23 protein-coding genes are annotated in these 21,082 nt (G+C 55.3%); 7 read left to right on the forward strand and 16 right to left on the reverse strand.

Annotated features, from left to right (window positions below; translation table 11 throughout):
- Positions 1-10 precede the first annotated feature (10 nt).
- Positions 11-655, reverse strand: coding sequence for a GGDEF domain-containing protein (locus AC3WJN_RS01350; protein ID WP_122952767.1), 645 nt, complete (start codon positions 653-655; stop codon positions 11-13).
- A gap of 297 nt (positions 656-952) precedes the next feature.
- On the opposite strand from AC3WJN_RS01350, the gene AC3WJN_RS01355 reads away from it, so the two are divergent.
- Entirely contained in the window at positions 953-2,188 is a 1,236-nt protein-coding gene (locus AC3WJN_RS01355; protein ID WP_492329209.1) for an MDR family MFS transporter, read from the forward strand.
- Here AC3WJN_RS01355 and AC3WJN_RS01360 read toward each other — a convergent pair.
- Positions 2,185-2,517, reverse strand: coding sequence for an activator of HSP90 ATPase (locus tag AC3WJN_RS01360; RefSeq protein WP_237716578.1), 333 nt, complete (start codon positions 2,515-2,517; stop codon positions 2,185-2,187). The genes AC3WJN_RS01355 and AC3WJN_RS01360 overlap by 4 nt on opposite strands.
- Positions 2,518-2,604: 87 nt before the next feature.
- Here AC3WJN_RS01360 and AC3WJN_RS01365 point away from each other — a divergent pair, with 87 nt between their 5' ends.
- The 3 genes from AC3WJN_RS01365 (at position 2,605) to AC3WJN_RS01375 (ending at position 4,641) form a co-directional block, all read left to right on the forward strand.
- Complete coding sequence (locus AC3WJN_RS01365; RefSeq protein ID WP_026557340.1) at positions 2,605-3,675, forward strand: type III polyketide synthase; 1,071 nt, start codon at positions 2,605-2,607, stop codon at positions 3,673-3,675.
- Positions 3,676-3,680: 5 nt separating this feature from the next.
- Positions 3,681-4,205 (forward strand): isoprenylcysteine carboxyl methyltransferase family protein, encoded by a 525-nt coding sequence (locus AC3WJN_RS01370; RefSeq protein ID WP_007777682.1) that lies wholly within the window; start codon positions 3,681-3,683, stop codon positions 4,203-4,205.
- Between the two features lie 115 nt (positions 4,206-4,320).
- Entirely contained in the window at positions 4,321-4,641 is a 321-nt protein-coding gene (locus tag AC3WJN_RS01375) for a hypothetical protein (RefSeq protein WP_005831850.1), read from the forward strand.
- A 16-nt stretch (positions 4,642-4,657) separates the two neighbouring features.
- Here the strand turns inward: AC3WJN_RS01375 and AC3WJN_RS01380 are convergent, their stop codons facing one another.
- The 4 genes from AC3WJN_RS01380 to AC3WJN_RS01395 all read right to left on the reverse strand — a co-directional run bounded on the left by AC3WJN_RS01380 (position 4,658) and on the right by AC3WJN_RS01395 (position 7,391).
- Positions 4,658-5,770 (reverse strand): aminopeptidase, encoded by a 1,113-nt coding sequence (locus AC3WJN_RS01380; RefSeq protein WP_005831852.1) that lies wholly within the window; start codon positions 5,768-5,770, stop codon positions 4,658-4,660.
- 156 nt (positions 5,771-5,926) lie between these two features.
- Positions 5,927-6,094: a DUF4025 domain-containing protein gene (locus AC3WJN_RS01385; protein ID WP_005831854.1), complete on the reverse strand. Its 168-nt coding sequence runs from the start codon at positions 6,092-6,094 to the stop codon at positions 5,927-5,929.
- A 157-nt stretch (positions 6,095-6,251) separates the two neighbouring features.
- On the reverse strand, positions 6,252-6,887 hold the full coding sequence (locus tag AC3WJN_RS01390; protein WP_005831856.1) for a hypothetical protein: 636 nt from the start codon (positions 6,885-6,887) through the stop codon (positions 6,252-6,254).
- Positions 6,888-6,962: 75 nt separating this feature from the next.
- On the reverse strand, positions 6,963-7,391 hold the full coding sequence (locus AC3WJN_RS01395; RefSeq protein ID WP_007777678.1) for a MarR family winged helix-turn-helix transcriptional regulator: 429 nt from the start codon (positions 7,389-7,391) through the stop codon (positions 6,963-6,965).
- A gap of 390 nt (positions 7,392-7,781) precedes the next feature.
- On the opposite strand from AC3WJN_RS01395, the gene lepB reads away from it, so the two are divergent.
- Positions 7,782-8,342: a signal peptidase I gene (lepB, locus tag AC3WJN_RS01400; protein WP_310669789.1), complete on the forward strand. Its 561-nt coding sequence runs from the start codon at positions 7,782-7,784 to the stop codon at positions 8,340-8,342.
- 75 nt (positions 8,343-8,417) lie between these two features.
- Here lepB and AC3WJN_RS01405 read toward each other — a convergent pair whose 3' ends face one another.
- The 5 genes from AC3WJN_RS01405 to AC3WJN_RS01425 form a co-directional block, all read right to left on the reverse strand.
- On the reverse strand, positions 8,418-9,257 hold the full coding sequence (locus AC3WJN_RS01405; protein ID WP_005831097.1) for a M15 family metallopeptidase: 840 nt from the start codon (positions 9,255-9,257) through the stop codon (positions 8,418-8,420).
- A gap of 226 nt (positions 9,258-9,483) precedes the next feature.
- Positions 9,484-11,511 carry a gamma-glutamyltransferase gene (gene ggt / locus AC3WJN_RS01410; protein WP_310669788.1) on the reverse strand — a complete coding sequence of 676 codons (2,028 nt, stop codon included), beginning with the start codon at positions 11,509-11,511 and terminating at the stop codon, positions 9,484-9,486.
- Between the two features lie 162 nt (positions 11,512-11,673).
- A complete protein-coding gene (locus AC3WJN_RS01415) occupies positions 11,674-12,753 on the reverse strand; it encodes a phosphodiester glycosidase family protein (protein WP_174435219.1) in 1,080 nt (359 codons plus the stop codon).
- Positions 12,734-13,240, reverse strand: a complete 507-nt coding sequence (locus tag AC3WJN_RS01420; RefSeq protein ID WP_005831094.1) for a hypothetical protein — start codon at positions 13,238-13,240, stop codon at positions 12,734-12,736. Before AC3WJN_RS01420 ends, AC3WJN_RS01415 begins: the two co-directional genes overlap by 20 nt.
- Positions 13,241-13,387: 147 nt before the next feature.
- Entirely contained in the window at positions 13,388-14,206 is an 819-nt protein-coding gene (locus AC3WJN_RS01425) for an RDD family protein (protein WP_007777658.1), read from the reverse strand.
- A gap of 51 nt (positions 14,207-14,257) precedes the next feature.
- Between AC3WJN_RS01425 and AC3WJN_RS01430 the strand changes: the two genes are divergently transcribed.
- Complete coding sequence (locus tag AC3WJN_RS01430) at positions 14,258-15,238, forward strand: stage II sporulation protein M (protein WP_007777655.1); 981 nt, start codon at positions 14,258-14,260, stop codon at positions 15,236-15,238.
- Here AC3WJN_RS01430 and AC3WJN_RS01435 read toward each other — a convergent pair.
- The 5 genes from AC3WJN_RS01435 to AC3WJN_RS01455 are packed head-to-tail and all read right to left on the reverse strand — an operon-like array spanning position 15,205 to position 20,218.
- Positions 15,205-16,575 (reverse strand): DUF58 domain-containing protein, encoded by a 1,371-nt coding sequence (locus tag AC3WJN_RS01435; protein ID WP_007777651.1) that lies wholly within the window; start codon positions 16,573-16,575, stop codon positions 15,205-15,207. The genes AC3WJN_RS01430 and AC3WJN_RS01435 overlap by 34 nt on opposite strands.
- Positions 16,526-17,446, reverse strand: coding sequence for an AAA family ATPase (locus AC3WJN_RS01440; protein ID WP_007777648.1), 921 nt, complete (start codon positions 17,444-17,446; stop codon positions 16,526-16,528). Before AC3WJN_RS01440 ends, AC3WJN_RS01435 begins: the two co-directional genes overlap by 50 nt.
- Before the next feature lie 10 nt (positions 17,447-17,456).
- Positions 17,457-18,584 carry a DUF4350 domain-containing protein gene (locus AC3WJN_RS01445; RefSeq protein ID WP_005831090.1) on the reverse strand — a complete coding sequence of 376 codons (1,128 nt, stop codon included), beginning with the start codon at positions 18,582-18,584 and terminating at the stop codon, positions 17,457-17,459.
- Positions 18,577-19,203 (reverse strand): DUF4129 domain-containing protein, encoded by a 627-nt coding sequence (locus AC3WJN_RS01450; RefSeq protein WP_005831089.1) that lies wholly within the window; start codon positions 19,201-19,203, stop codon positions 18,577-18,579. Before AC3WJN_RS01450 ends, AC3WJN_RS01445 begins: the two co-directional genes overlap by 8 nt.
- Entirely contained in the window at positions 19,196-20,218 is a 1,023-nt protein-coding gene (locus AC3WJN_RS01455; RefSeq protein WP_007779075.1) for a hypothetical protein, read from the reverse strand. The genes AC3WJN_RS01450 and AC3WJN_RS01455 overlap by 8 nt, the downstream gene beginning before the upstream one ends.
- Positions 20,219-20,404: 186 nt before the next feature.
- Between AC3WJN_RS01455 and AC3WJN_RS01460 the strand changes: the two genes are divergently transcribed.
- Positions 20,405-21,010: a hypothetical protein gene (locus AC3WJN_RS01460; RefSeq protein WP_007779076.1), complete on the forward strand. Its 606-nt coding sequence runs from the start codon at positions 20,405-20,407 to the stop codon at positions 21,008-21,010.
- Positions 21,011-21,082 lie beyond the last annotated feature (72 nt).

Raw genomic sequence — 21,082 nt, forward strand, 5'->3', positions numbered from 1 at the left:
ATTCTCTTCTTTATCGCGTAGCGACTACCATGCAATCTTTCTTTTTCTTCGCTTCGTACATGAGCATATCCGCCTTGTGCGTCAGCTCCTCTGCCGTAGCCGCATGCATCGGATAGGAGGCGACGCCGATGCTGACCGTCACGCCGGACAGCGTCTCGCGAACCTGCTCCTGGATCCGCTTCCCGATTGCGAGCGCCTCATTCGTATCCGCATGCTTCAGTAGCACGACAAATTCTTCGCCGCCCCATCGGCCGACCGTATCCTGGTTGCGCACATTGGCTTGCAAAATGGAAGCGAATTGGCAGAGCAGCCGATCCCCTTCCATATGTCCATGGCAATCATTGAATTTTTTGAAATTATCCAGGTCGATAAATAAAAGCGTGATCGGATAGTGCTGATTTTTCGCCTGCCTGATCTCGCGAATCAGCCTGTCCAGAAACCGGCGATTGACCAATACCCCCGTCAATGAGTCGTGATAGGCCATTTGTCGCAGACGATTCACGTATATCCCCAGGCTGTATCCGGCTGCCATCTGGATGATGGCCATCAGCACGACAAACCGCATCGCCGACTGCTCATCAGGCAGCCCGCATACGATAAGCCAAATCCATATAATAAAACAGGACACACCCATGCCAATCCAGCGTGAGTCCAAGGTACTCTCCACCTCCGGCCCATCCATTGTAGCAGCACCATAAGTACTTTTCCGTTACATAAGACCTAAACGTTTTCTTTAAAACTAGGTCTTACTTCGTGCTTACAGGAATATTTTACCTTCCTTTCCGCCACGGTTCAAGCACTATTCTGTTGAATGCCCTGATGGGCGAACAGAATAACTTGCTTTCTCTACTTTTATCGAATTTTCCCACTTATCCCAACCCTCTTTTTTTTTCGTATAATGGGTAAGCTATACTTTCAAAATATGATTGATCGATAGGGAGGAATTAACCGAATGGTCTGGCTTCAACAAATGATCGCCCGCTACGACACGACGATCTGGATTCGCGTCATCGGGACGGTCCTTACAACTTTTGCAGGCTTCATGCTTCGGCCGTTCCTCGCCTTCTATCTGTACGACAGGATGGACGGAAATCTGCTCGTGGCGGCGATGGTCACCAGCCTGCAACCGCTGACGAGCATCATCTCCGGCTATTTTGCCGGGAGCCTCTCCGACCGCTATGGCCGAAAGCCGCTGATGATCGCCGCACTGGCCATTGAAGCGATCTCCATGGCCGGTTATATTTGGGCGGAATCTATTTTTGCCTTTGCCGCGCTTACCGTCTTGAACGGGATCGGAGCCTCGTTGTTCTGGCCAGCCGCAAGCGCCCAAATTACCGATGTCGTGCCGGAGGAAAAACGCAGCGAAGTATTCGCGCTTCTGCACACCGCGCTGAATCTCGGGGCCGCCGCTGGCCCGCTGATCGGTGTCGCCATCTATAAAGTCAACCCGGCGATTGCGTTTGGCATCTGCTCCTGTATGCTGTTCGTCTACGCGCTGCTCCTCTTCTGGAAGGTCCCGGAGACGCTGCCCGACCACATCCGGGCACAGGCGAGCCGTTCTGCCAAGACGGACCAGGCTCCCCGGCTGAAGCTGGCCGAGCATCCTACGCTGATCTGGATGACGCTTGCCGCGGTGCCTGTGTCGCTTTTGTACTCGCAAGTAGAGATCATTTTGCCGCAGCATTTGCGCACCCAGTACACCGACTTTCTCAGCGTCTTCGCTACTTTGATGACGATCAACGGCGTCTTGGTCGTCTGTTGCCAGATTGCGATTGCCAAGTACGCCGAGCGCTTTCCTGCTCATTGGGTCATTCTCACCGCCTACCTGTTTCTCGCCTGTGTCGGTTTCGGCTACGGCTGGGCGCCTGGCTTTCTCATTCTCGTGCTCGCCGAAGTCCTGTTTACGATCGGCGAGATGCTCTACGGGCCGCAAATTCAAAAAGCGATCTCCGTCATGGCCCCGGAAGAATATCGCGGACGTTATTTTGCGATCTTCGGCGCGAACTGGGGCATCACGGGCACGATCGGCCCGAGCGTCGGCGCCGTCGCGTTCAAAGGGATCGGGGGCGCTCTCTGGTTCTCCATCCTCAGCCTGCTGCTGCTCGTCGGCGGCCTGTTCCAATACCGCTTTGTCAAAAAAGCGACGCAGACGGAGCCTGCCGAAAGTGTCCAGTCGCTTTCGAGCTAGAGCACTGTGTCCATTCCAGCCTGTCTGCCAAACGGTGGGGTTGCCAACGACTCGCATGCAGGCTTTTTCTTTTTTTCGAGATAAACGGCTACGCTGCTAAGGATATTCGCCGATTGCTGCAATCCGGCAAGCATGCGGCTCCCGCCATGCTCCAAGCCTTCGTAGTACTCCCGCTCGGCCTTTTCAACGGCTTCTGTTGTCCAGCCGTTTTCATGCGGTACGACGATCTCCTGGGAAAACGTCATTTCGCAGCCGCCCTCCACAGAGGCGAGCACGACGGCAATCCGCTCCTGTGTATCGCTAAATTGCGGCAGTGCAAACGTAAACACCAGCAGATGGGCGGCCGCGATGAATTGGAATCAATTGGAAGGGGAAACATAGTTGTACATTATGAAACAACGGGAGTGAAAAAGTGTATGCCCCGTATCGAATCCGTTGCGACAGCAGTACCGCCGCATGAAGTTTCCACGGAAGCTTCCATGCAGCTCGCCCGTCATTTTTTTCAGGATGCTTTTCCCGATATTGATCGGCTCCTGAACGTTTTTGCCCACAGCCATATCGAAAAACGGCACTTTTGCATGCCGTTGGACTGGTTTTCCAGCGACCAGCCGTTTGCCGAAAAAAACAGGCTGTACATTCAGCACGCAGAAGCGTTGTCGCTTGCGGCTGCGCGAAAATGCCTGCAAAAAGCCGGGCTTGTGCCAACCGATATCGATTGTCTCGTATTCGTCTCCAGCACAGGGATTGCCACGCCGAGCATGGATTCCCGCCTGGTCAACAGTCTCGGGCTTCGCTCCGATATTACGCGGATTCCGCTGTGGGGACTGGGCTGTGCCGGGGGAGCGATGGGCTTGTCCCGCTCGTGCGAGTACGCCGGAGCCTACCCCGGGCGCAGGGTGCTGCTCATCAGCGTAGAGCTGTGCGGGCTGACCTTTATTCGCCAGGATTTGTCCAAAAGCAATCTCGTGGCGACTTGTCTGTTCGGGGATGGAGCAGCAGCCGTCGTGGTCAGCGGCGACCATGTCCAAGCCTCGGCAGAGGAAGGCGCGCCCCGGATCCAGTTTCGCGATGCCCGCACCACGACGTGGCCGGATACGCTCGACGTGATGGGCTGGGAGCTGACAGAACCGGGGTTGAAGGTGATTTTTTCCCGCGACATTCCTACGTTGATTCAGACATACATGCGCGAAAACGTGGAAAGCTTTTTGACGTCGCACCAGACGACCGTGGACCGTCTGCGCCACTTTATTTTTCATCCGGGCGGCGCAAAAGTCTTGAACGCGTACCAGTCTTCGCTCGGCATTGATGCCGAGGCGACGCGCCACTCCGAAGAGGTGCTGCGCCATTTTGGCAACATGTCTTCGCCGACGGTGCTGTTTGTGCTGGAAAAAAGCATGGAGCAAGCGTGGCAGCCGGGCGACCGCGGACTGGTTGCGGCGCTTGGGCCGGGGTTCAGCTCTGAGCTGCTCCTCTTGGAAGCGAGGTAGGCGCGATGCTCTTTTTCGTCACAGTCATGGCTGCTGTCTGCCTGCAACGCTTCTGCGAATTGGTGCTGGCCGCGCGAAACGCCCGCTACGTGTGCGCCCTGGGAGGCGTCGAGATCGGCGCGGGCCATTACAAATACATCGTGCTGATGCATGTTTGCTTTTTTGTCAGCTTGATGGTAGAAGTGCTCGCGACAGGCAGTGCTTCGGCGCTGCCTCCGTGGTGGGGGTACAGCTTCGGCCTGTTTTTGGCGGCCCAACTGCTCCGCTACTGGTGCATCCAGAGCCTGGGCAGGCGTTGGAATACGCGGATTCTGGTCATTCCGGGGGAAGCGCCGCTCCGGCGCGGTCCGTACCGCTGGCTTCGCCATCCGAACTACATCGTCGTGGCGATCGAGCTGTTCACTCTCCCGCTGACGTTTTCCGCCGTGAATACCGCTGTCGCCTTTACGCTCCTGAATGCCTGGCTACTGCTGCGCGTGCGCATTCCGCTGGAAGAAAAAGGCGTGTACGAAGGCGAAGAATCGTCATAAAAAAAGTCTATGGCACAAGCCACAGACTTTTTTCCTGTTTACAGGTTTACGATGGGACGAATGGAGGAAAAGAACAAGGAATACGTTACTATAAGTCCCGTGAGGTGGAGCCAGCGTGAACCGTACAAATATCGTAGAGCCTCTGGAAGCAAAGCGCATCATCGTGCGTGACTTCCTCAGCCTGATGAAGACCTTGCCCAATCAGGACGATGCCGCCAGCGTTCAGACATTTCTCCGCTACCTGCAAAGCTTGCTCAGAATCAAGCAGGTCATCCCGCCGGTGGTCGAAATCCTGACGCTCATCAAAACGGACAAGCCGATCCTCTATCATTCCGCTCGTCGCTCCATCATGTCCTCCAGCAATTTGCACATGCTTTTCCAGATCGAAATGGATGTTGAGCTGGCACAGGAGAGACTGTCTCAGTACGATAAATAATCGGGCTGCCGGGGTTCTACTTCAAGTTTTCCGGATTGAGGCACTCCAGCTCGGGAATGACAAAGCGGCCGTCTTTGCGGATCAGGACGCCATCAAACCAGATTTCTCCCCCGCCCCACTCCGGACGCTGGATGGAAACCATGTCCCAGTGAACCGACGACTTGTTTCCGTTGTACGCCTCATCGTAACATTGACCAGGCGTGAAGTGGAAGCTGCCGTCGATTTTTTCGTCGAACAAAATGTCTTTCATCGGGTTGCGGATGAACGGATTGACCCCGATCGCAAACTCGCCGATGTAGCGAGCGCCCTCGTCCGTGTCGAGAATTTCGTTCAGCCGCTTGCTATCGTTTGCGGTCGCCTCGACGATTTTGCCGTCGCGGAAAGTCAGGCGAACGTTTTCAAACGTAAAGCCGTGGTACGGCGTAGGCGCATTGTGTGTAATTGTGCCGTTGACAGAGTTTTTCACCGGAGCGGTGTACACTTCGCCGTCCGGGATGTTGCGCAGACCCGCACATTTGACCGCCGGGATGTCCTTGATCGAGAAAGTCAGGTCTGTATCCGGCCCGACCAGACGGACTTCGTCGGTGCGGTTCATCAGGTCGACCAGGCTGTCCATCGCCTTGTCCATTTTTCCGTAATCCAGATTGCACACCTGGAAGTAAAAGTCTTCAAACGCCGCCGTCGACATGTTCGCCAATTGAGCCATGGACGGGTTCGGGTAGCGAAGCACCACCCATTTTGTTTTGGGCACGCGGACGTTCATGACTGGCAGCTCGTACAAACGGGAGTACAGACCGAGCTTGTCTCCGGGAACATCTGCCATCTCATTGATGTTGTCGGCTGCGCGGATGCCGATATAGCCTTGCATTTTTTCCATGAGGGCCACTTCGCTTTCCGCCATGACCTTCAGTTGCTCCTCGTTGCAGTTCATCGCGATTTCACGGCTGATCGCCGGATCAATCTGCTGGACGAACGGGCTGCCTCCCGCCTTGTAAATCTCACGGACGAGGGCAGATACCAGTTCAGGCGTCTTCCCTTTGGCGTTAATCAGGATGTTTTCCCCTGGCTGTACGCGGACGGAATAGTTCACCAGGTTATAGGCCAATTGCTCCAAACGAGAGTCTCTCATGCGTGACACACCCTTTTTTAATTTTCTGATTCCAATTGTATTCTTGCCGATAAATCTCTGTAAGTCAATAAAATTTATTTTATCAAAAGCACAAAATAACAAGCCAGCTTTTTCCCCTAGACAAAAGCTGGCTTGCTCCCGTGGTCCAGCGCGGTGCTATTCGCTCTGCTCGCTGTCCTCGATCGTCCCCATCTTGTACATGTCGCTCACCTGTTCCTGTGTAGCCGCGAGTCCTCCTGCTTCTTCCTCTACCTGATACACGGCGCTTTCCATCTGCCCCGTCTCACTCAGTTGCTGCGTGGGGCGGTTTTCACGTTCTGCCATCGCTTTCTTCCTCCTTCTAGCTGATTTTCGGTATAGTGTGCGTCAGGCGCTCCCGATTTAGCCATTTAGCCATCGCAGAAAAGAAGAAGCCGCTTTCGCGAACAGACGAAAAAAAAACGCCTTGCCCGTTGCGGCAAAGCGTCTTCCACCTTTATTCTTACTTGTCTTTGTCAGCCGAAACATCTGGAACCATCAAGGACCAGCCGGTTCTGTTGGTCACATCTTGCGTAGAGTTGCGTCCGATGACGATGCTCTCATCTTCTTTTGGCAATGCGGTCCAACCGCTGTTTGGCGCTTGCACGACCTGGTAGTTGTTCGTGGAAACGAACTCGTCTTCTACTGGCATTGCCATCCAGCCACCGTTGGACGTTTGCACCACTTGGTAGCGGTTTGTCGAAATGAATTGATCTTCAGCCGGCATTCCCATCCAGCCGCCATTTGCCGTTTGCACGACTTGGAAACGATTGGTGGAGACAAACTGGTCTTCTGCTGGCAAGAGGGACCAACCGGACGTCGAGGATGCGTCAGGAACAAATTGGCCGCTCACGAAAACGTATTCGTCTTCCCCAGGAAGCTTGACCCAAGCTCCTTGAACGCCGTTTCCAGGTTGTGGCTGTTCAGCTACGGGTGCAGCCGTTGGAGTTGTTGTTGTCGTCGTTTCAACTGCTGGCGCAGGAGTTGTCGCGGAAGCTTCAGTTGCATTAGCGGAAGCTTCTTCTGCACAGGCCGACTGTGCAAACAGCGCCGCTCCGAGAATCAAAGAACCCATCATCAATGTGCTGCTTTTTTTCATATGTGTACACTCCCATTCGCGTAGTACACACATTGTCCGCTGAAATGTCCCCCACCTGCTACCCTGATGGCAACGCTACATGCATTGCTTCATTTTCCGCAAGAAGTACGTAAACTGCTCCAATTCTTCGTCGCTCAGGTTTTCCAGCAGTTTGCCCACCAGTGCTCTTCTCTGGCACAAAAGCCCCTCGAGCATAGGGACTGCCTTTTGCGACAGCGTGACCCATACGACTCTCCGGTCCAGCTCGTCGCGGACCCGGTCGATGTAACCGGCTTTCACCAGCCGATTGAGAGCAATCGTAGTCGCACTGTTGGATTGCTTCAGAATGGTCGCCAGTTCGGAAACTGTGCTTCTTCCTTTTTGATGAAGCACTCGCAGCAAAATAAATTGCTTGGGACTAATCAGCTCTTCCTCTTCCAGCCAGTGGCTGATGAAGAAGCGAGCCATCTCGACAAATGCTCGATCCAGTTCCTCAATTTTACTGGCGCGGGACATGTCGCTCACAACATCACCTATTTTCAGAAAGTAAATAATATAAGTACTTTTACTATAAAACTATATAGCCTAAGTACATGAAGATCAATAGACCTTCCAAAATTATTTCTTTCCTCGAAAGATATGTATGAGCCGGAACAAAGTGTTTACTACTTAATATTTTTACTGTAAAACTTATATGCAACATCATCTTACCGCAAACAGGAAAAACTGACAATAGGCGAAGATGGCAAAATCGTGACAGCAGCTTTTGGGCGCGCCCTCCATTAATTTCCTTGAATCTTATTCCGTATCCAATCGTATTGCATGTATAATAGAAAGGCAGTCCCAAGCGCAGGGCGTTCTTTTGCCCACGGCAATCTGTTGCCAGCGAAACCATGTACATAGGAGATCAAGTTGATGGAACAAACCAAAAGCACAGCGAAATGGAAAACCGAATTGCTCGACTGGTTGAAATCGTTTGTTTTGATTGGCGGTTTGACTGCCTTCATCTACGTGTTCGTCATGGCGCCCTACGTCGTGCAAGGACGGTCGATGGAGAGCACGCTGCACGACCGCGAACGGGTCATCGTCAACAAAGCGATTTACTATCTCAAGGAGCCGAAACCGGGCGACATCGTCATTATTCACCCGGATGCGAGCGGCGACAACTGGATCAAGCGCGTCATCGCTGTCGCAGGCGATACGGTAGAAGCGAAAAACGACCAGGTGTACGTCAACGGCCAACCGCTCAGCGAAGAGTATTTGGCCAACAACAAGCTGCAAGCTTCAGCGGCTGGCGTGACCCTGACCGAAGACTTCGGGCCGATCACCATTCCGGAAGGCAGCATTTTTGTAATGGGAGACAATCGCAACAACAGTATGGACAGCCGGGTCATTGGCCCTGTCAAGCTCGATCATGTAGTCGGTCGCGCGGAAGCGGTCTACTGGCCGTTGTCGGACATCCGTCTGCCAAAATAACCGCCTGCTACCTAGCTGGGCAGTCGCATACGAAAAAGCCGCTCTTGCACGTGAGCGGCTTTTTCTTTTCCCCTTTTATTTTTGCGCCGTGGCGGTTGCGGACAAGTAATCCTCCAGGGTAAGCCCTGCCGCCGTGATCTCTCGCGCCATTTCTTTTCCGACGTAGCGCAGATGCCACGGCTCATAGGCGTATCCGGTCGTGTCTTCCTTGCCTTTCAGATAGCGGATGATGAAGCCGTATTCCGCGCAATGCTCCGCCAGCCATTTTCCTTCTGGCATTTCGCCAAACGACTCTTCCAGCCTTGTTTTCGCATCGGCCCCCGACACGTCCATAGCCAATCCGGTCTGATGCTCGCTTTTTCCTGGAACAGCGCTGTACGCAGCAGCATGCTCTGCGCCTTGTGTTCGCACATATGTCTCGTACAGCGATTTTTGCGTCTTGTACGAGCGGTAGCCGGACACGGCGTACAGCTCGATGCCGTCCTGCTTGGCGGCTGCGAACAACTCTTCCAACGCTTGTGCGGCTTCTTGGCGCATCAACCGTTTTTCCACTTTTTCATCGAACGGAAACGGCACGTCAGGCTCCACCAGATCAGGCGGAATATAGTCAGCAGGCAGCGCCCGCTTCTTGTTCACAACAACGGCGAGATCGGTCGGGTTTGTCACCGTCGGGACCCCGTTGACGTCTTGGATCGTTTCGGCCAGGGATGCCTGCTTCGCGCGAGGGGATTCTCCCTGCGCCGGCTCTGTTGTATTTGTTTGCGTACCGTCTTTCGCTGTTGCCGTATTTCCCGTCGGCTGAGACGGTTGGTGGGAAGCGAGCAACCCATCCAACGAAGGGGCTTCACATCCACTGAGCAGGGCTACTGATAGTGCGGCGACGATCGCAAGACCATTGGTGCGATTCTTTTTCATCATTGATCCTCCTGGTTCCATACAGACACATATGTTCTGCTTTACCTTACCATGGAGTTAGACGAAAAAAAAGGACGGATAGTCACGCTTTTGCTTGCACAGTTTCTTTTGCGATCGATTGAATCAGCTCCGGCAGCCACGAATCGAGGGCCGCGAACGCATAGCCTGCCGCCGCTGCCTTGCTCGTGTCCATGAAAAAAGCTTCCACCTTCCAAATTGGTTTTGTTTACTTCTTCAACTCGATGACCCGTTCGCTTTCATCCCAGGTGACGGTGAACCCGAGCTTTTCCGCGACTTTTTTCACAGGGAGGTACGCCACTCCGCGTACGGTAATCGCATCTGCCCGGAAGTCGGCGCTGCTTTTGCCCAAACCGAGCAGCAGCTTCTCCGCCTGCACATAGGCAATGCCATCCACGACCAGCTTCTGTTCCGCCAAAAACGGGTACGTCTGCCCGTTTACGGCAATGGCAAAAGGCTCGCCCGGCTCATACGGCACTTCCTCCGGCTCGGCAGCCGTGTAGGCGATCGCGTCGACGCCAAGCACCGTGCCTTCTCGCGTATCGTCTGCCCCTCCGTACATCTTGCCTGTTTCAAAATCGTAGACGATCGCCTGAACATTGCCGATATCCGCAGGCTGCTCGGCAAAGACGTGGCCTTTTGCCATCAACTGCAAGATGACGTCCTGGTCAATCCCCGCCTCCCAGGAGACGTTCGGATAGCCGCTGGAAAAAATGCGGGGAGCGCGAATGGCGTCCTCGATGTTCATGCCGTGGTCGATCACGTTGAGAATCGTTTGCGACACAGAGGCGATAATCGTCGAGCCGCCCGGCGAGCCAACGGCCAAAAACGGCTGCCCGTCTTTGAGCACGATCGTCGGCGTCATGCTCGAGCGGGGGCGCTTGCCTGGCTCCACCTGATTGACGCCGCCCGGAACCGCGTCAAAATCCGTCAGCTCGTTGTTGAGCATGAAGCCGTAGCCCGGCACCATCACGCCGCTTCCAAAAATGTCCTCAATCGTGGTCGTATAAGAGACGAGATTGCCCCATTTGTCCATGACGGCAAAATGGGTCGTCTGTTTCACGGGCGAGCTGTCGAGCATTTTGATCGCGGCCGCCGGCTTTTGTCCCGTGTCGTACTTCCACGGGTCGCCAGCCGTGATGTTCGCGTTGGCTCGGTTGTCGTCGATCAGCTTGCGCCGTTCCTTTATGTAATCGTCGTGGAGCAGGCCTTGCTTGGGCACCGGATAGACGTCCTCGTCCGCCATGTACGCCGCCCGGTCAGCGTAGGCGAGGTGGTTGGCCTCGATCAGATGGTGCAAATACGCTACGGAGCCAAATCCGTCCTTCTGGTTGTCGTAGCCTTCCATCAGCTTCAAAATCTGGATCATGGTCAAGCCGCCCGAGCTGGGGGGCGCCATGGAAATCACCTCGTAGCCGCGAAACATCCCGCGCACCGGCTCCCGTTCCTTGACCTGGTAAGCCTTGAGGTCGTCCATCGTCATTTTGCCGCCTGTGCGCTGCACCTCTTCGACGAGCGCGCGGCCAATCTCGCCTTTGTACAAAACATCCGGCCCTTCGTCGCGGATCAGCTTCAGCGTCTTGGCCAAATCGGGCTGGACGAGCATTTGCCCTTCCTCCAGCGGACGGCCTTCCGGCAAGAACACTTGCGCGGCTGTCTTGTGCTTTTCCAGCTTGTCGCGCGACTTGGCGATGTAGTCCGCCGTCACCCAGTTGACACGAACGCCTTTTTCGGCCAGCTCGATCGCTGGCGCAAGCACGTCTGCCAGCTCCCACGTGCCGTACTCCTCAAGCGCCTCTGCCACGCCGAGCAACGTCCCCGGCACGCCTACTGCCTGACCGCTGGTGTGCCGCTGTTCAAAAGGAATCGGCTGCCCGTCGGCCTGTAAAAACATGTCGGCTGTCACATTTGCCGGGGCTACTTCCCGACTGTCGATCACCGTGATTTTGTTCTGGTCCTTCAAATAGATCATCATAAAGCCTCCGCCGCCGATTCCCGACATGTACGGCTCTGCCACATTGAGAGCCAACTGGATTCCGGCGGCGGCGTCCACAGCATTTCCCCCCTTGGCCAAAATGTCCCGTCCAACCTGCGCGGCCGCAGGGTGGGAGACCGCCACAATGCCTTTCGTGGCGCCATCTACGCCAGCCGGAACACCGGGCACCTTTGCCCATGCCAATTGGGTCAGCGAAAAAACGGAAACGAACGAGAGGGCTACCATCATCTTTTTGTTCATAAGATCCCCCCTGTTTTTTTCTTCCTATCCTTATTATTATAATTTTCAGCATTTTTCCAGGTCAACCCATCTGCTCTCTGACAGACGAAAAAACACTCTTCCGCAGCGAAGCCAGGTTCCCCGCTGGAAGAGTGTCTCTATTCAAAAGCATTCGCTTACCGCTTACGGCAAGATGACCAGATTGCTCACGACTGGTCTTTCTTTGCCGTCCGAAGGCTTGTTCAAAAGCTTGCCGTTGTAGTAAAACGCGCTGGAGCCGCCGCCATCGAGATTGTACGCGTCGACGACGTGGAATTCCTGCAGCTTGCGTTGCGCTTCTTCCAAAGTAACGCCTTTGCTCCAGCCTTCTCTTCTGCCGTCGATGACGATGAGCAGCAAGTCGCCGTTGTCAAAGTGCCCGATGAGCGTGCGCGGCTGGCGAGTGTTGGCCCAGTCGCGAGGAATCGGCAGCCGTTTCCCGTCCTGCAGCAGTCTTGGCAAAAAGCTGGCCCCTTGCAAAATGCCTTGCTGGGTAATTTGCGCCTGGGTAGTAATTTGGGTTCCCACCAGGTGGCCTTTGTTGTTGAATCCGACGAAGCTCAGATTCGAATTGTTGGAAAACGTGCGAATCTTGCCGTCGACAACAGTAATGCCAAGCGGCGTCAGATTGCCCTTGCTGTCGCTCATGAAGCCGCCTGCGTTGATCGCCAGGACAGCTCCGGTGCGCTTCCCGGCATGGCTCGTCGTCTCGCCTTTGCTTTTGACCGAGTTGTTGGCAAGCACCATCTTCAGTGCGCTTGGGTCTTTCAGCCGGACCTTCGCCATGTACCCGCGATAGCCCGCTTCCTGCAGCGAGTACACTTTCACTATTGATTTGTTGCCGAAGGACTGCCCGATCGGGTCGCCGAGCATGTTGGACAAGATCGCGTCCAGCACATCTGCCGACTTTTGCGTCTGCGATCGGCTCGTCACCAGCAGGTTGTTGATGTGCTTGTTTTGCTCTTCGTACTCTTTTTGCTCCTTCTTGGCGCGGTCGCGGATGTCCGCTACGACCGCTTCTACATCGCGCAGCGTTTTCTTCGTGTCGTCCAACTGCTGTCCCAGCTCGTCCGCCAGTTGTTTCGACTGTTCGGAAGCGAGCTTCAAGCCTTCCGCCTGCAGCTTGTCCGCGGGATTGGTCAGGGTGAGGGCAAGCAAAAAGCCGAGCGCTGGCGCCAGCAGGAACAGGAAAAAGCGATTGACTTTACCAAGCACGGGCTGCATCCTCCAGTTTTTTCAGCGATGCCTTCAAATCGACCAGTTGCTTGTTCAACTGGTCGATCCGATCCTGGAGAGCTTCTTTTGTCTTGTTCGTCCCGCCAATCGTCTCACCCGTCAATTGCAGGTCTTCTTCCAGATTGCCAAGACCCGCCTGCACGTCTTTCATCTCTTCCTGCACCAAAGCCAGTTGTTCGCCCAACGCTTTCATCTGCTTCTGATTGTCTTCCTGTATCTGATCGATGCGCAGGTTCACAAGTTGCTGCTGCTTGTCCAGCGTATGGGCAGCATAGGCGTACCCGGCATAAGCAAGTCCCGCCCAAACCAGTACAGCCAGTACGATTGGCAATAGAGGCCGCTTGCCTTCTGTTTGGGAGGGAAACAATGCCTGAAACAGGCTGCCTCGTTTGCGTCTGTTCGCCTGCTTCCCGTTTGCCGGGAGTGGCAGAGTAGTAGACGAAGTCGATGACGCTCCCATGTATTTGTCGTTCATCGGCTCCCTCCTCCTTTCTGTGACATAGAGTGAGGTTTTATTATATCATAGTTTATTTTTCGGCAAGGCTTTTGCGAAAATAGTGGAAATTTTGCTCGAAAAAAAGAAGATACCGCCGCTTCGTGCCCTTGACGGTATCTTCCAAGGCTATTTCCCCAGGCTCCACTCGCTTTGCAGCGTGCGGTGCAGCCGCTGCAAAAACAGAATCGGCTCTTCCTGCCGCGCCTGTTCCTCGCTGTATTCCAGCTTTTTTTGCAACAGGCGGGCGATTTCTCCCGCCAACTCAAGCTTTTTGGCTTCCGCCAGCGAGGACTGCCGCGCGATAAAAGTCGAAAGCAACTGCCAGTCCTCGCGGGTGAACGCCTGCTTTTGCTGCTCGCTCAAAGCAAGCGGCTCTGCCAGTGCCGCTCCCTGTTTTTTCGCCTTTCTGTTCTGGAACAGAGCGGTGCGGCCCCCGCCTTCGACTACGACGATCGTTCCTGCGACGAGGTCGCCGATGCGCTTGTCGCGAGGATGAAAAAAAGAGACGAGCGCTCCCAAAAAGTAGCCGGACGGGAGAGTGTCCACGATGCGGAACAGATTGCGGATCGTGGAGGACAAAAACGTCGCCGGCTGGCCGTTGTCGCGGATGACGCGAATCCCCATCCACTTTTTCCCGACGGTCTGCCCCGACCAGAGCGCTTCCAGCAGCAAAAAGTAGCCGAAGTTGAGCACGAAGAGCAGGAGGATGACAACGGCGATGGCATAGCCGTCACTATCCAGGAAAAAAATATCTTCTTTCCCAAATAAAACTATACCGATTACAATAAATACAGTAAGATTAACCAGGAGCAAAATGACGCTGTCGATCAACTGGGCAGCGGCCCGACTGCCCAATCCCGCTGTCTGGAACCGCAGCATCACATGCTCAGGGGTGACAATGGACGCTTCGCGACCTGCCTGATTCACGGATGGATTTTCATTCATGTCGGTTCGCTTCTCCCTCTCGCAATTCTAGTAGATAAGGAGGCCTTATCCATGGATATCACTTCATTTTGGCACAAGCATAAAGCCTCTTGGGCCGAACTGGAACAACTGGTCGAACGGTTCACCCGGCAAGAGCGGCAGATTACAGCCGCAGACATTGACCGTCTGACCCATTTGTATAAAAAAGCTTCCGCCCATCTGGCGCTCGTCCGCTCGTATCACCCGATGGATGAAATCACGCTCTACCTCAACCAGCTCGTATCCCGCGCCCACAACCTGACGTACAAGCAGCAGTCGGGAAGCTGGCAGCAACTGCGGCACTTTTTCGGCGTCCATCTGATCGGGCTGATGCAAAAGCGGATCGGATTTATCGGCATGGCCGCCCTGCTCTTCATCATTGGCGGCATATCCGGCTTTGCGGCCGTGCTCGCCGACCCGCTCAACCTGTACTACGTGCTGCCCCAAGGCATGGCCGAACAGATTGATCCTTCGCGACTGGGGGAAGGGCACGATGCCATCAACAGCCCTGTCATCTCTACGATGATTATGACCAATAACATGAAAGTAGCCATTCTCGCTTTTGTCAGCGGGATTACATTCGGCCTCGTGCCGATCTACGTCCTGCTGTTCAACGGGCTGCTCGTCGGGGCATTGGCCGCTGTCTACTATCAGGCAGACAGCAGCTACGCTTTTTGGGCGTACATCCTCCCGCACGGCGTCATCGAGCTGACGGCGATCTTCATTGCCGGAGGGGCCGGCTTGCACATGGGCTACCGTCTGCTCGTGCCCGGGCGCTACGCCCGCAAGTATCAGTTTTTGGAGGCGGCGAAAGAATCGGCCCAGTTGCTGCTTGCGACCCTGCCGCTGTTGTTCGTGGCGGGAGTCATCGAAGGCTACATCACGCCTTCGACGCTCTCCCTGGAAACGAAGTACCTCGTGGCGGCGGCCACGTTGCTGCTTTTGTGCCTTTGGTATGTTATCGGGCGAAGGCGCCAGGCTCACAATGCCTCTCTCGCCTTTATTTCCAAATAAGCATTTATCACTGTCAGCGTCAACTGATCGGCCGGCACATCGAGCACCTGGATGCCCGCGCCGGTCATTTTTTGTTGAAACGCCCTGCGGTCGAGCTGGAAGCGCTGCGCCACCGATTTGATGTAGGCCAGGCGGCTGTTTTCGACCGGAACCCGCGTCCATTCGTGCAGCAGCGGGTCCGCCTGCGAGAGCAGCAAAAACAGGTGCGAGCGGCGCATTTTCCACAAATAGCTGGCGAGCAAGTCTTCCACCAAGTAATTTTCCATGTCCGAGAACAGCACCATCAGGCTGCGCCGCTTTTGCTGGCGATGCATAAATTCCAGTGCCTTGGCCGGATCAGCCTCGACGAAGTCATGGGACAAATCGTAGGTGGCTTCCAAAATCGTGTGCAAGTGTCCCATCCCGCGCCCTTGCGGTATGTACGTCTTGATCTCGTGGGAATAGGCCAGAAACGCCACCTGATCTCCCTGGCGCAAAGCGACCGCAGCCAGAGTGAGCGCCGACTCCAGCGACTGATCGAGCCTGCTCTGGTTGTTCAGCTCGACGCCCATCAGCCTGCCGCAATCGACGAGAATCGTAATGACTTTGCCGTGCTCGGGCCGATACTGGTTCGTCATCAGCCGCCGGGAGCGTGCCGACGCCGACCAGTTGATCGTGCGCGGATCGTCGTCCGGGACGTACTCGCGGATCGCGTGGAACTCAGAGCCAGCCTTGGCCCGGCGCAATATTTTTTTGCCGTCGACAATCAGGCTCTCCTGCAACGAGTTCAAATAGCCGCGAACTTGCGACAAATCGGGGTAAATTTTGATCGTCTGCGGAAAGGAAAAGCGGCTCTGGCGGTACCACAAGCCGATTTTGCCGCTCCAGCGCAAATACAGCCAGGCAAATGAATAGTTCCCCCGCTCGCATCCGCGCGTCTGATAGGCGATGCGCGACTCGCCGCTTTCCATCCTGCCCGAGATCGGCCCTGCTTCCGCAAAAGAGTGCGGCAAATCGTCCATGAGCACGTAGGAAACCGTCTGGCCGCTTCTGTTCGTCATTTCTACCTCGACCAAAAACGACTGGCCGATGTCGCTCTGCTCGGGAAGCACGCGGCGCAGCTCCAGGTCTTTGCGCTTGGGCAGCGTCAGCCAGTCGAGCACGCTCGCCACACAGACGAGGCCGTTGTACAGCCAGAAAGCCCCGTACCCGGTGCCCATGAAAAAGCCGATGACGGCAATCGGGGTGCCGAGCAGCAGCAGTACGAGCAGCCGCTTCGTCGGCAAAACGAAGCGATCTGCCAAAAAATCAGCGAGGAACCGGAATAGCGGCCAACGTCTCTTCGATGATGTGGTCACTGGTGCCCCCCTCCAATTCTACCTGGGGTGACAGGATGAGACGGTGCCGCAGCGCAGGCCGGGCCACCATTTTCACATCATCCGGCGTCACGTACTCGCGGCCGTCCAAAAGCGCCCAAGCCTTGCTGGCCAAGAGAACCGCAATCCCGGCACGGGAACTTGCCCCGAGCAGAAGTCGTTTCGTTTCCCGCGTCTTGCGAATCAAGGTCGTAATGTACTCAAAAATCGAATCGTCCACGACGACGTCCTGCAATTTGCGCCGCTGCTCCAAAATGTCGTCCAGGCTGCAGATCGGCGCTTGCTTCGCCTCCTGCCCGCCTGTGTGCCGGACGTGCTGGACCAGAATCTGCTTTTCGCTCTCATGCGACGGATACTGCATCGTCAGCTTGAACAAAAAGCGGTCGAGTTGCGCCTCCGGCAGCACGTAAGTTCCTTCGTACTCGACCGGGTTTTGCGTGGCGACGACGAAAAATGGCTCGGGCAACGGGTACGTGACTCCGTGAATCGTCACCTGGCCTTCCTCCATCGCTTCCAGGAGAGCCGCCTGCGTTTTCGGCGGCGTGCGGTTGATCTCGTCCGCCAGCAGCAAATTCGCGAATACAGGGCCTTTGATCGTCTCAAAGCGGTTGTCCTGCATGTTGAAAACGACATGGCCGATAATATCCGAAGGCATCATGTCAGGCGTAAACTGGATGCGCCTGCTCTCTCCCCCGATCAGCCCCGACAAGGTGCGGACCATTTTGGTCTTTCCGATCCCTGGCACTCCCTCCAGCAGTACGTGACCGCCAGCGAGCAAGGCGGCCACGAGCAGCCGAATGTTTTGCCGCTGTCCGACCAGTTCTTTTTCCATCTGTTGCAACAATTGCTCCACGATTGTTATGTCACTCCTTCATCAGTTGCGTAATGATCTCATCCAGCAAAAGACTGTCTGCCAAAAGCCGCTTCGCCGAATATCCGGTTCCGCTGCGTGCTTGCTCCAGCCGATCCAGCAGCTCGGCAAGCCTGGTGACTGCCTGCTCGCTCCAGCGTAGCCGGGCACAGCGCAAAATCTCGGCGCGGTCCGCTTTTTGGTGAACGCCCCAGCGATCGTGCATCAGTTGGCGCATATACGCTTCCCTATGCGCCAGCGCGTCACGCGCAAGTCCCCGGCGCTCATACCAGCTCGACACGGCTAAAAGCGTCTCGTCCCCCCGGCGAACCGTCCACTCGCGCAATGTGTAGACAGGGCCAAACCGCTTCCCTTTCCACCAGACGAACAAAAGCAGCACGACGGCCAACTGGACGAGCGCTGCCACCAGCCAGCCGGGATAGATCGCCAAAAGCCCTGGCTTCTCCTGCAGCCCGTGATGGTATTCGTCCACCCAGATCGCGGACCAGTTTTTTTGCAAATGCGGCCACACCGCCTCGAAGTGAGACAGCTCGCCAATTTTTCGATTCGTCAACCAATCCGGGACCAAAAAGTACGAGATGCTTCCGGCTCCTACCTGGACTTTTCCCGCAAGGATTCCTTGGTCGTCGTAAAAAAGCGGCTCCAGCCCCTCCGCCTCTTTCCATCTGGCCTGTGTTTTTGCCTGGCCCAGCAGCCCTTCAGCGAGCAACTGCCCCTGCACATTTCGTTCCTGGTTGCCCTTCTCTTCCATATACTTCGCTTCAAGCGGCAAGCCGGCCCACAAGATCGGCCGCTCGGAGAAAACAAACAGGTCGTTTCCGCCGCTGGCCCATGCGAGCAAGTCATCCTGCTCGTTCGCGCTCAGGTTGTCCGGCTCGACGACAAGCAGCGCCTGGCCCGCTGGCTTCGGCAGCAAATGCATCGGCTGCCGCCACTCCTTAACCTGGCTGCCTTTTTCCTCCAGCAGAAGCAGCACCGCCTTGATTCCGTCCGGCTGTGCCGACGATGCCAGATAAGGAGGCAGTTTCGTGGCTACAGGCTTGACGATAAACCATCCGACGACGACGAGCAGCACGATCGCCACGCTGATGCCCACGCGATACGTTCTCAGGCTATTCATGCTGTCCCTCCCCGTCCAAAATCTGCGCAAGCTCGCGGATGCGCTCCAGATAGTCTGCTTTGTCCACAGCTACCTGCCCGTACCAAGCTTGCTCGAACGCCCGGGCATAGCGGCGAAACAGCGCCTTCGCCTCCGGGTGGTTGGCCTCGATTTCGTCTGCGTACTCCCAGTTCGTCTTCCACTGTTCAATGCGAATCCACGACTGTTTTTGCATGTAGACGAGCAACGCCAAAAACAAGGAACGTTCGCCCTCACGCCATTCTCCGCGATCGGCACACTCCTGTGCCTCCCGCAAGTAATCGGCATGAGAGCGGATTTTTTCACCGTGGACAAACAGGGACGCCTTCCGCTTTTGCTCCCATACCATTCGGCGGAACAGCCAGAAAATGACCATCACCAGCAAAAGCGCCGCGACGACCAGCACGACCGTCGATGCCGTCGTCGCCGCACCCGAAGGAATGTCCGACCACGAAAACAGCCTGGCAAGCCATTCGAGCAAAAAATCGCTCACTCGCGCAAGCCAGCTCTCCCCTTCCGTGTGCAGGGCTTGAAATTCGTCGCGCTGCAAAATTTCCTGCAAATGCTCCTTGTCGGCTGCCCAAGGATTTGTGCTATTCATGCGCTGCTCCCGGCTCCTGTGTAGAAGGACGGTCTGCTGCCTGCTCCAACTGCCTGTTCATCAGTTCCTGCAGGTCTGTTCCATCTTTTCGGACGCGCAAGTCGAAGTAAGCGAGCGCATAAACAATCGCGATCCACGGCATCAGCAGGCAACTCAACACGACCATGATGATCTGCGAAATGATCGACGTCCCCAAAATTCCCATGATGGCCACCTGGATGCCGCCGGAAAAGATCGAATACAGAAGGCTCAAAACAATGAAAATCGCAAATAGCCTCCAAAAATTTCCTTTTGTCAAATGCCAGCTTTTCCCGATGCCGACGCCGCCCTTTTCAAACAGGACAAGCGGCAAGTAAAAGCTCCATCTGAGCAGGAAGTAGCCCGGCACTAGAAGCATGCCGATCAAAAACAAAATGTAGCCAAACAAAAAGACAATGATGAAGAGGAACGGATTGAACTCGCTTCCCGAGTCAAAAAACGTGTCAATCGAATTGCCGGTAGCCATCACGAGCAAAAAGCCGATGAACAAAAACACGAGGGCAAACCCGAACGTCACCGCGAGCATGAGCAGTCCGTAGACGAGGGTGCTTCCGACAAGCGGCCAAAAGCGTCCCAATGCGCCTTTCAGCGCGGCCTTCAAATCAACCGTTTGCTGCTCCCATACAGATTTCGTCAGCAAGGTGGCGCCCGCAATCAACTGCGGATAGGCCACGACCATCGTCAGAGGCGCGACCAAAAACACATACAGCAAGAGCAGGCCGACGTTTTGGGTGACCATCTCTTCCTGCCCTCCAAACTTTTCCCCCATCGATTCCCAAAATTCCAGTCCTTCGGTATCTTGCATGAGTAGCGGCACACTGCTAAGGTCGACCAGGAGTAGCTGTTGTAAAAGCAAAAACGGGCCAAACCAAATAAGAGCCAGAAAAAAGTACGCCCCAAAATGCTGGCGATATACGTTAAAGCTTTTGTCCAATAGCTTCCCCACTCCCATTGGGGTCATTGGCATTTGATTCATGGTGAAACCTCCATCTCTCTTTTTGAGATTACCTGAATAGTATACACGATTTTCCATTTGTTTTTAAAAATTTCCGCTAAATTCCCTAATCATTTCCTGCCTGATTTTTCTTGGCAAGGGTATTTGTCTATTTCTCTCCGTTCCGCGCTGAATATGATAAAGCATGACAGTAGGAGGTGCATTCTCTTGGGATCTGCGAAAAAGAAGACACGGGCGAAGTCAGTCTCCCGCAGCAGACGCCGCTCGTCTGGCCAGGCGACCAGGCGCTTGCTCGACAGGCTGAACCGGGTCGTCCGCCTCCATGTGCGCGCCCCGAATGTAAAAGTCACCACGCCCGCTCCCCACGTGTCTGTCACGAGCGCCACGCCCACCGTCCAGGTCGAGGCGCCGATCGTCCAGTTTGAAGCACCGAAACCGCTCGTCATCCCCGCCCCGATTGTCAACGTGGACGTAGAAGCAGAAGACACGCCCGAGCAGGAAAGCGTGGAAGGGCTGCGAAAAGAGCTGTACAAATGCATGAGGCAAAACAGGACAGTCGAAGTCATTCTCACATCCGATTGGGGACCAGGCAGCCGCCCTTACCGGGTGGGGCAGCTCACAAGAGTCGACGACGGCATCATCGAGCTGAAGCTTGACGGAAGCTACGGCAGTTGTATTCTCATCCCGCTCAACCGCATTGCCGCCATCATTCCCGACGCCCCTCCGCCGGAAGCAGCCGCCGCCACAGACGAAGCGGAAGAGACAGCGCCCGTCACCCTGAATGTAATCGAAGGTTCAGCCAAAGTACTTTGATTTCTTCGCCTTGCTTCGTCCTCCCACTCCTGCTTGGGTTTCACCATGCGCCAAAAGACATTGGCGCTTCCG

Source organism: Brevibacillus sp. FW306-2-1A-C05A (assembly GCF_058781555.1).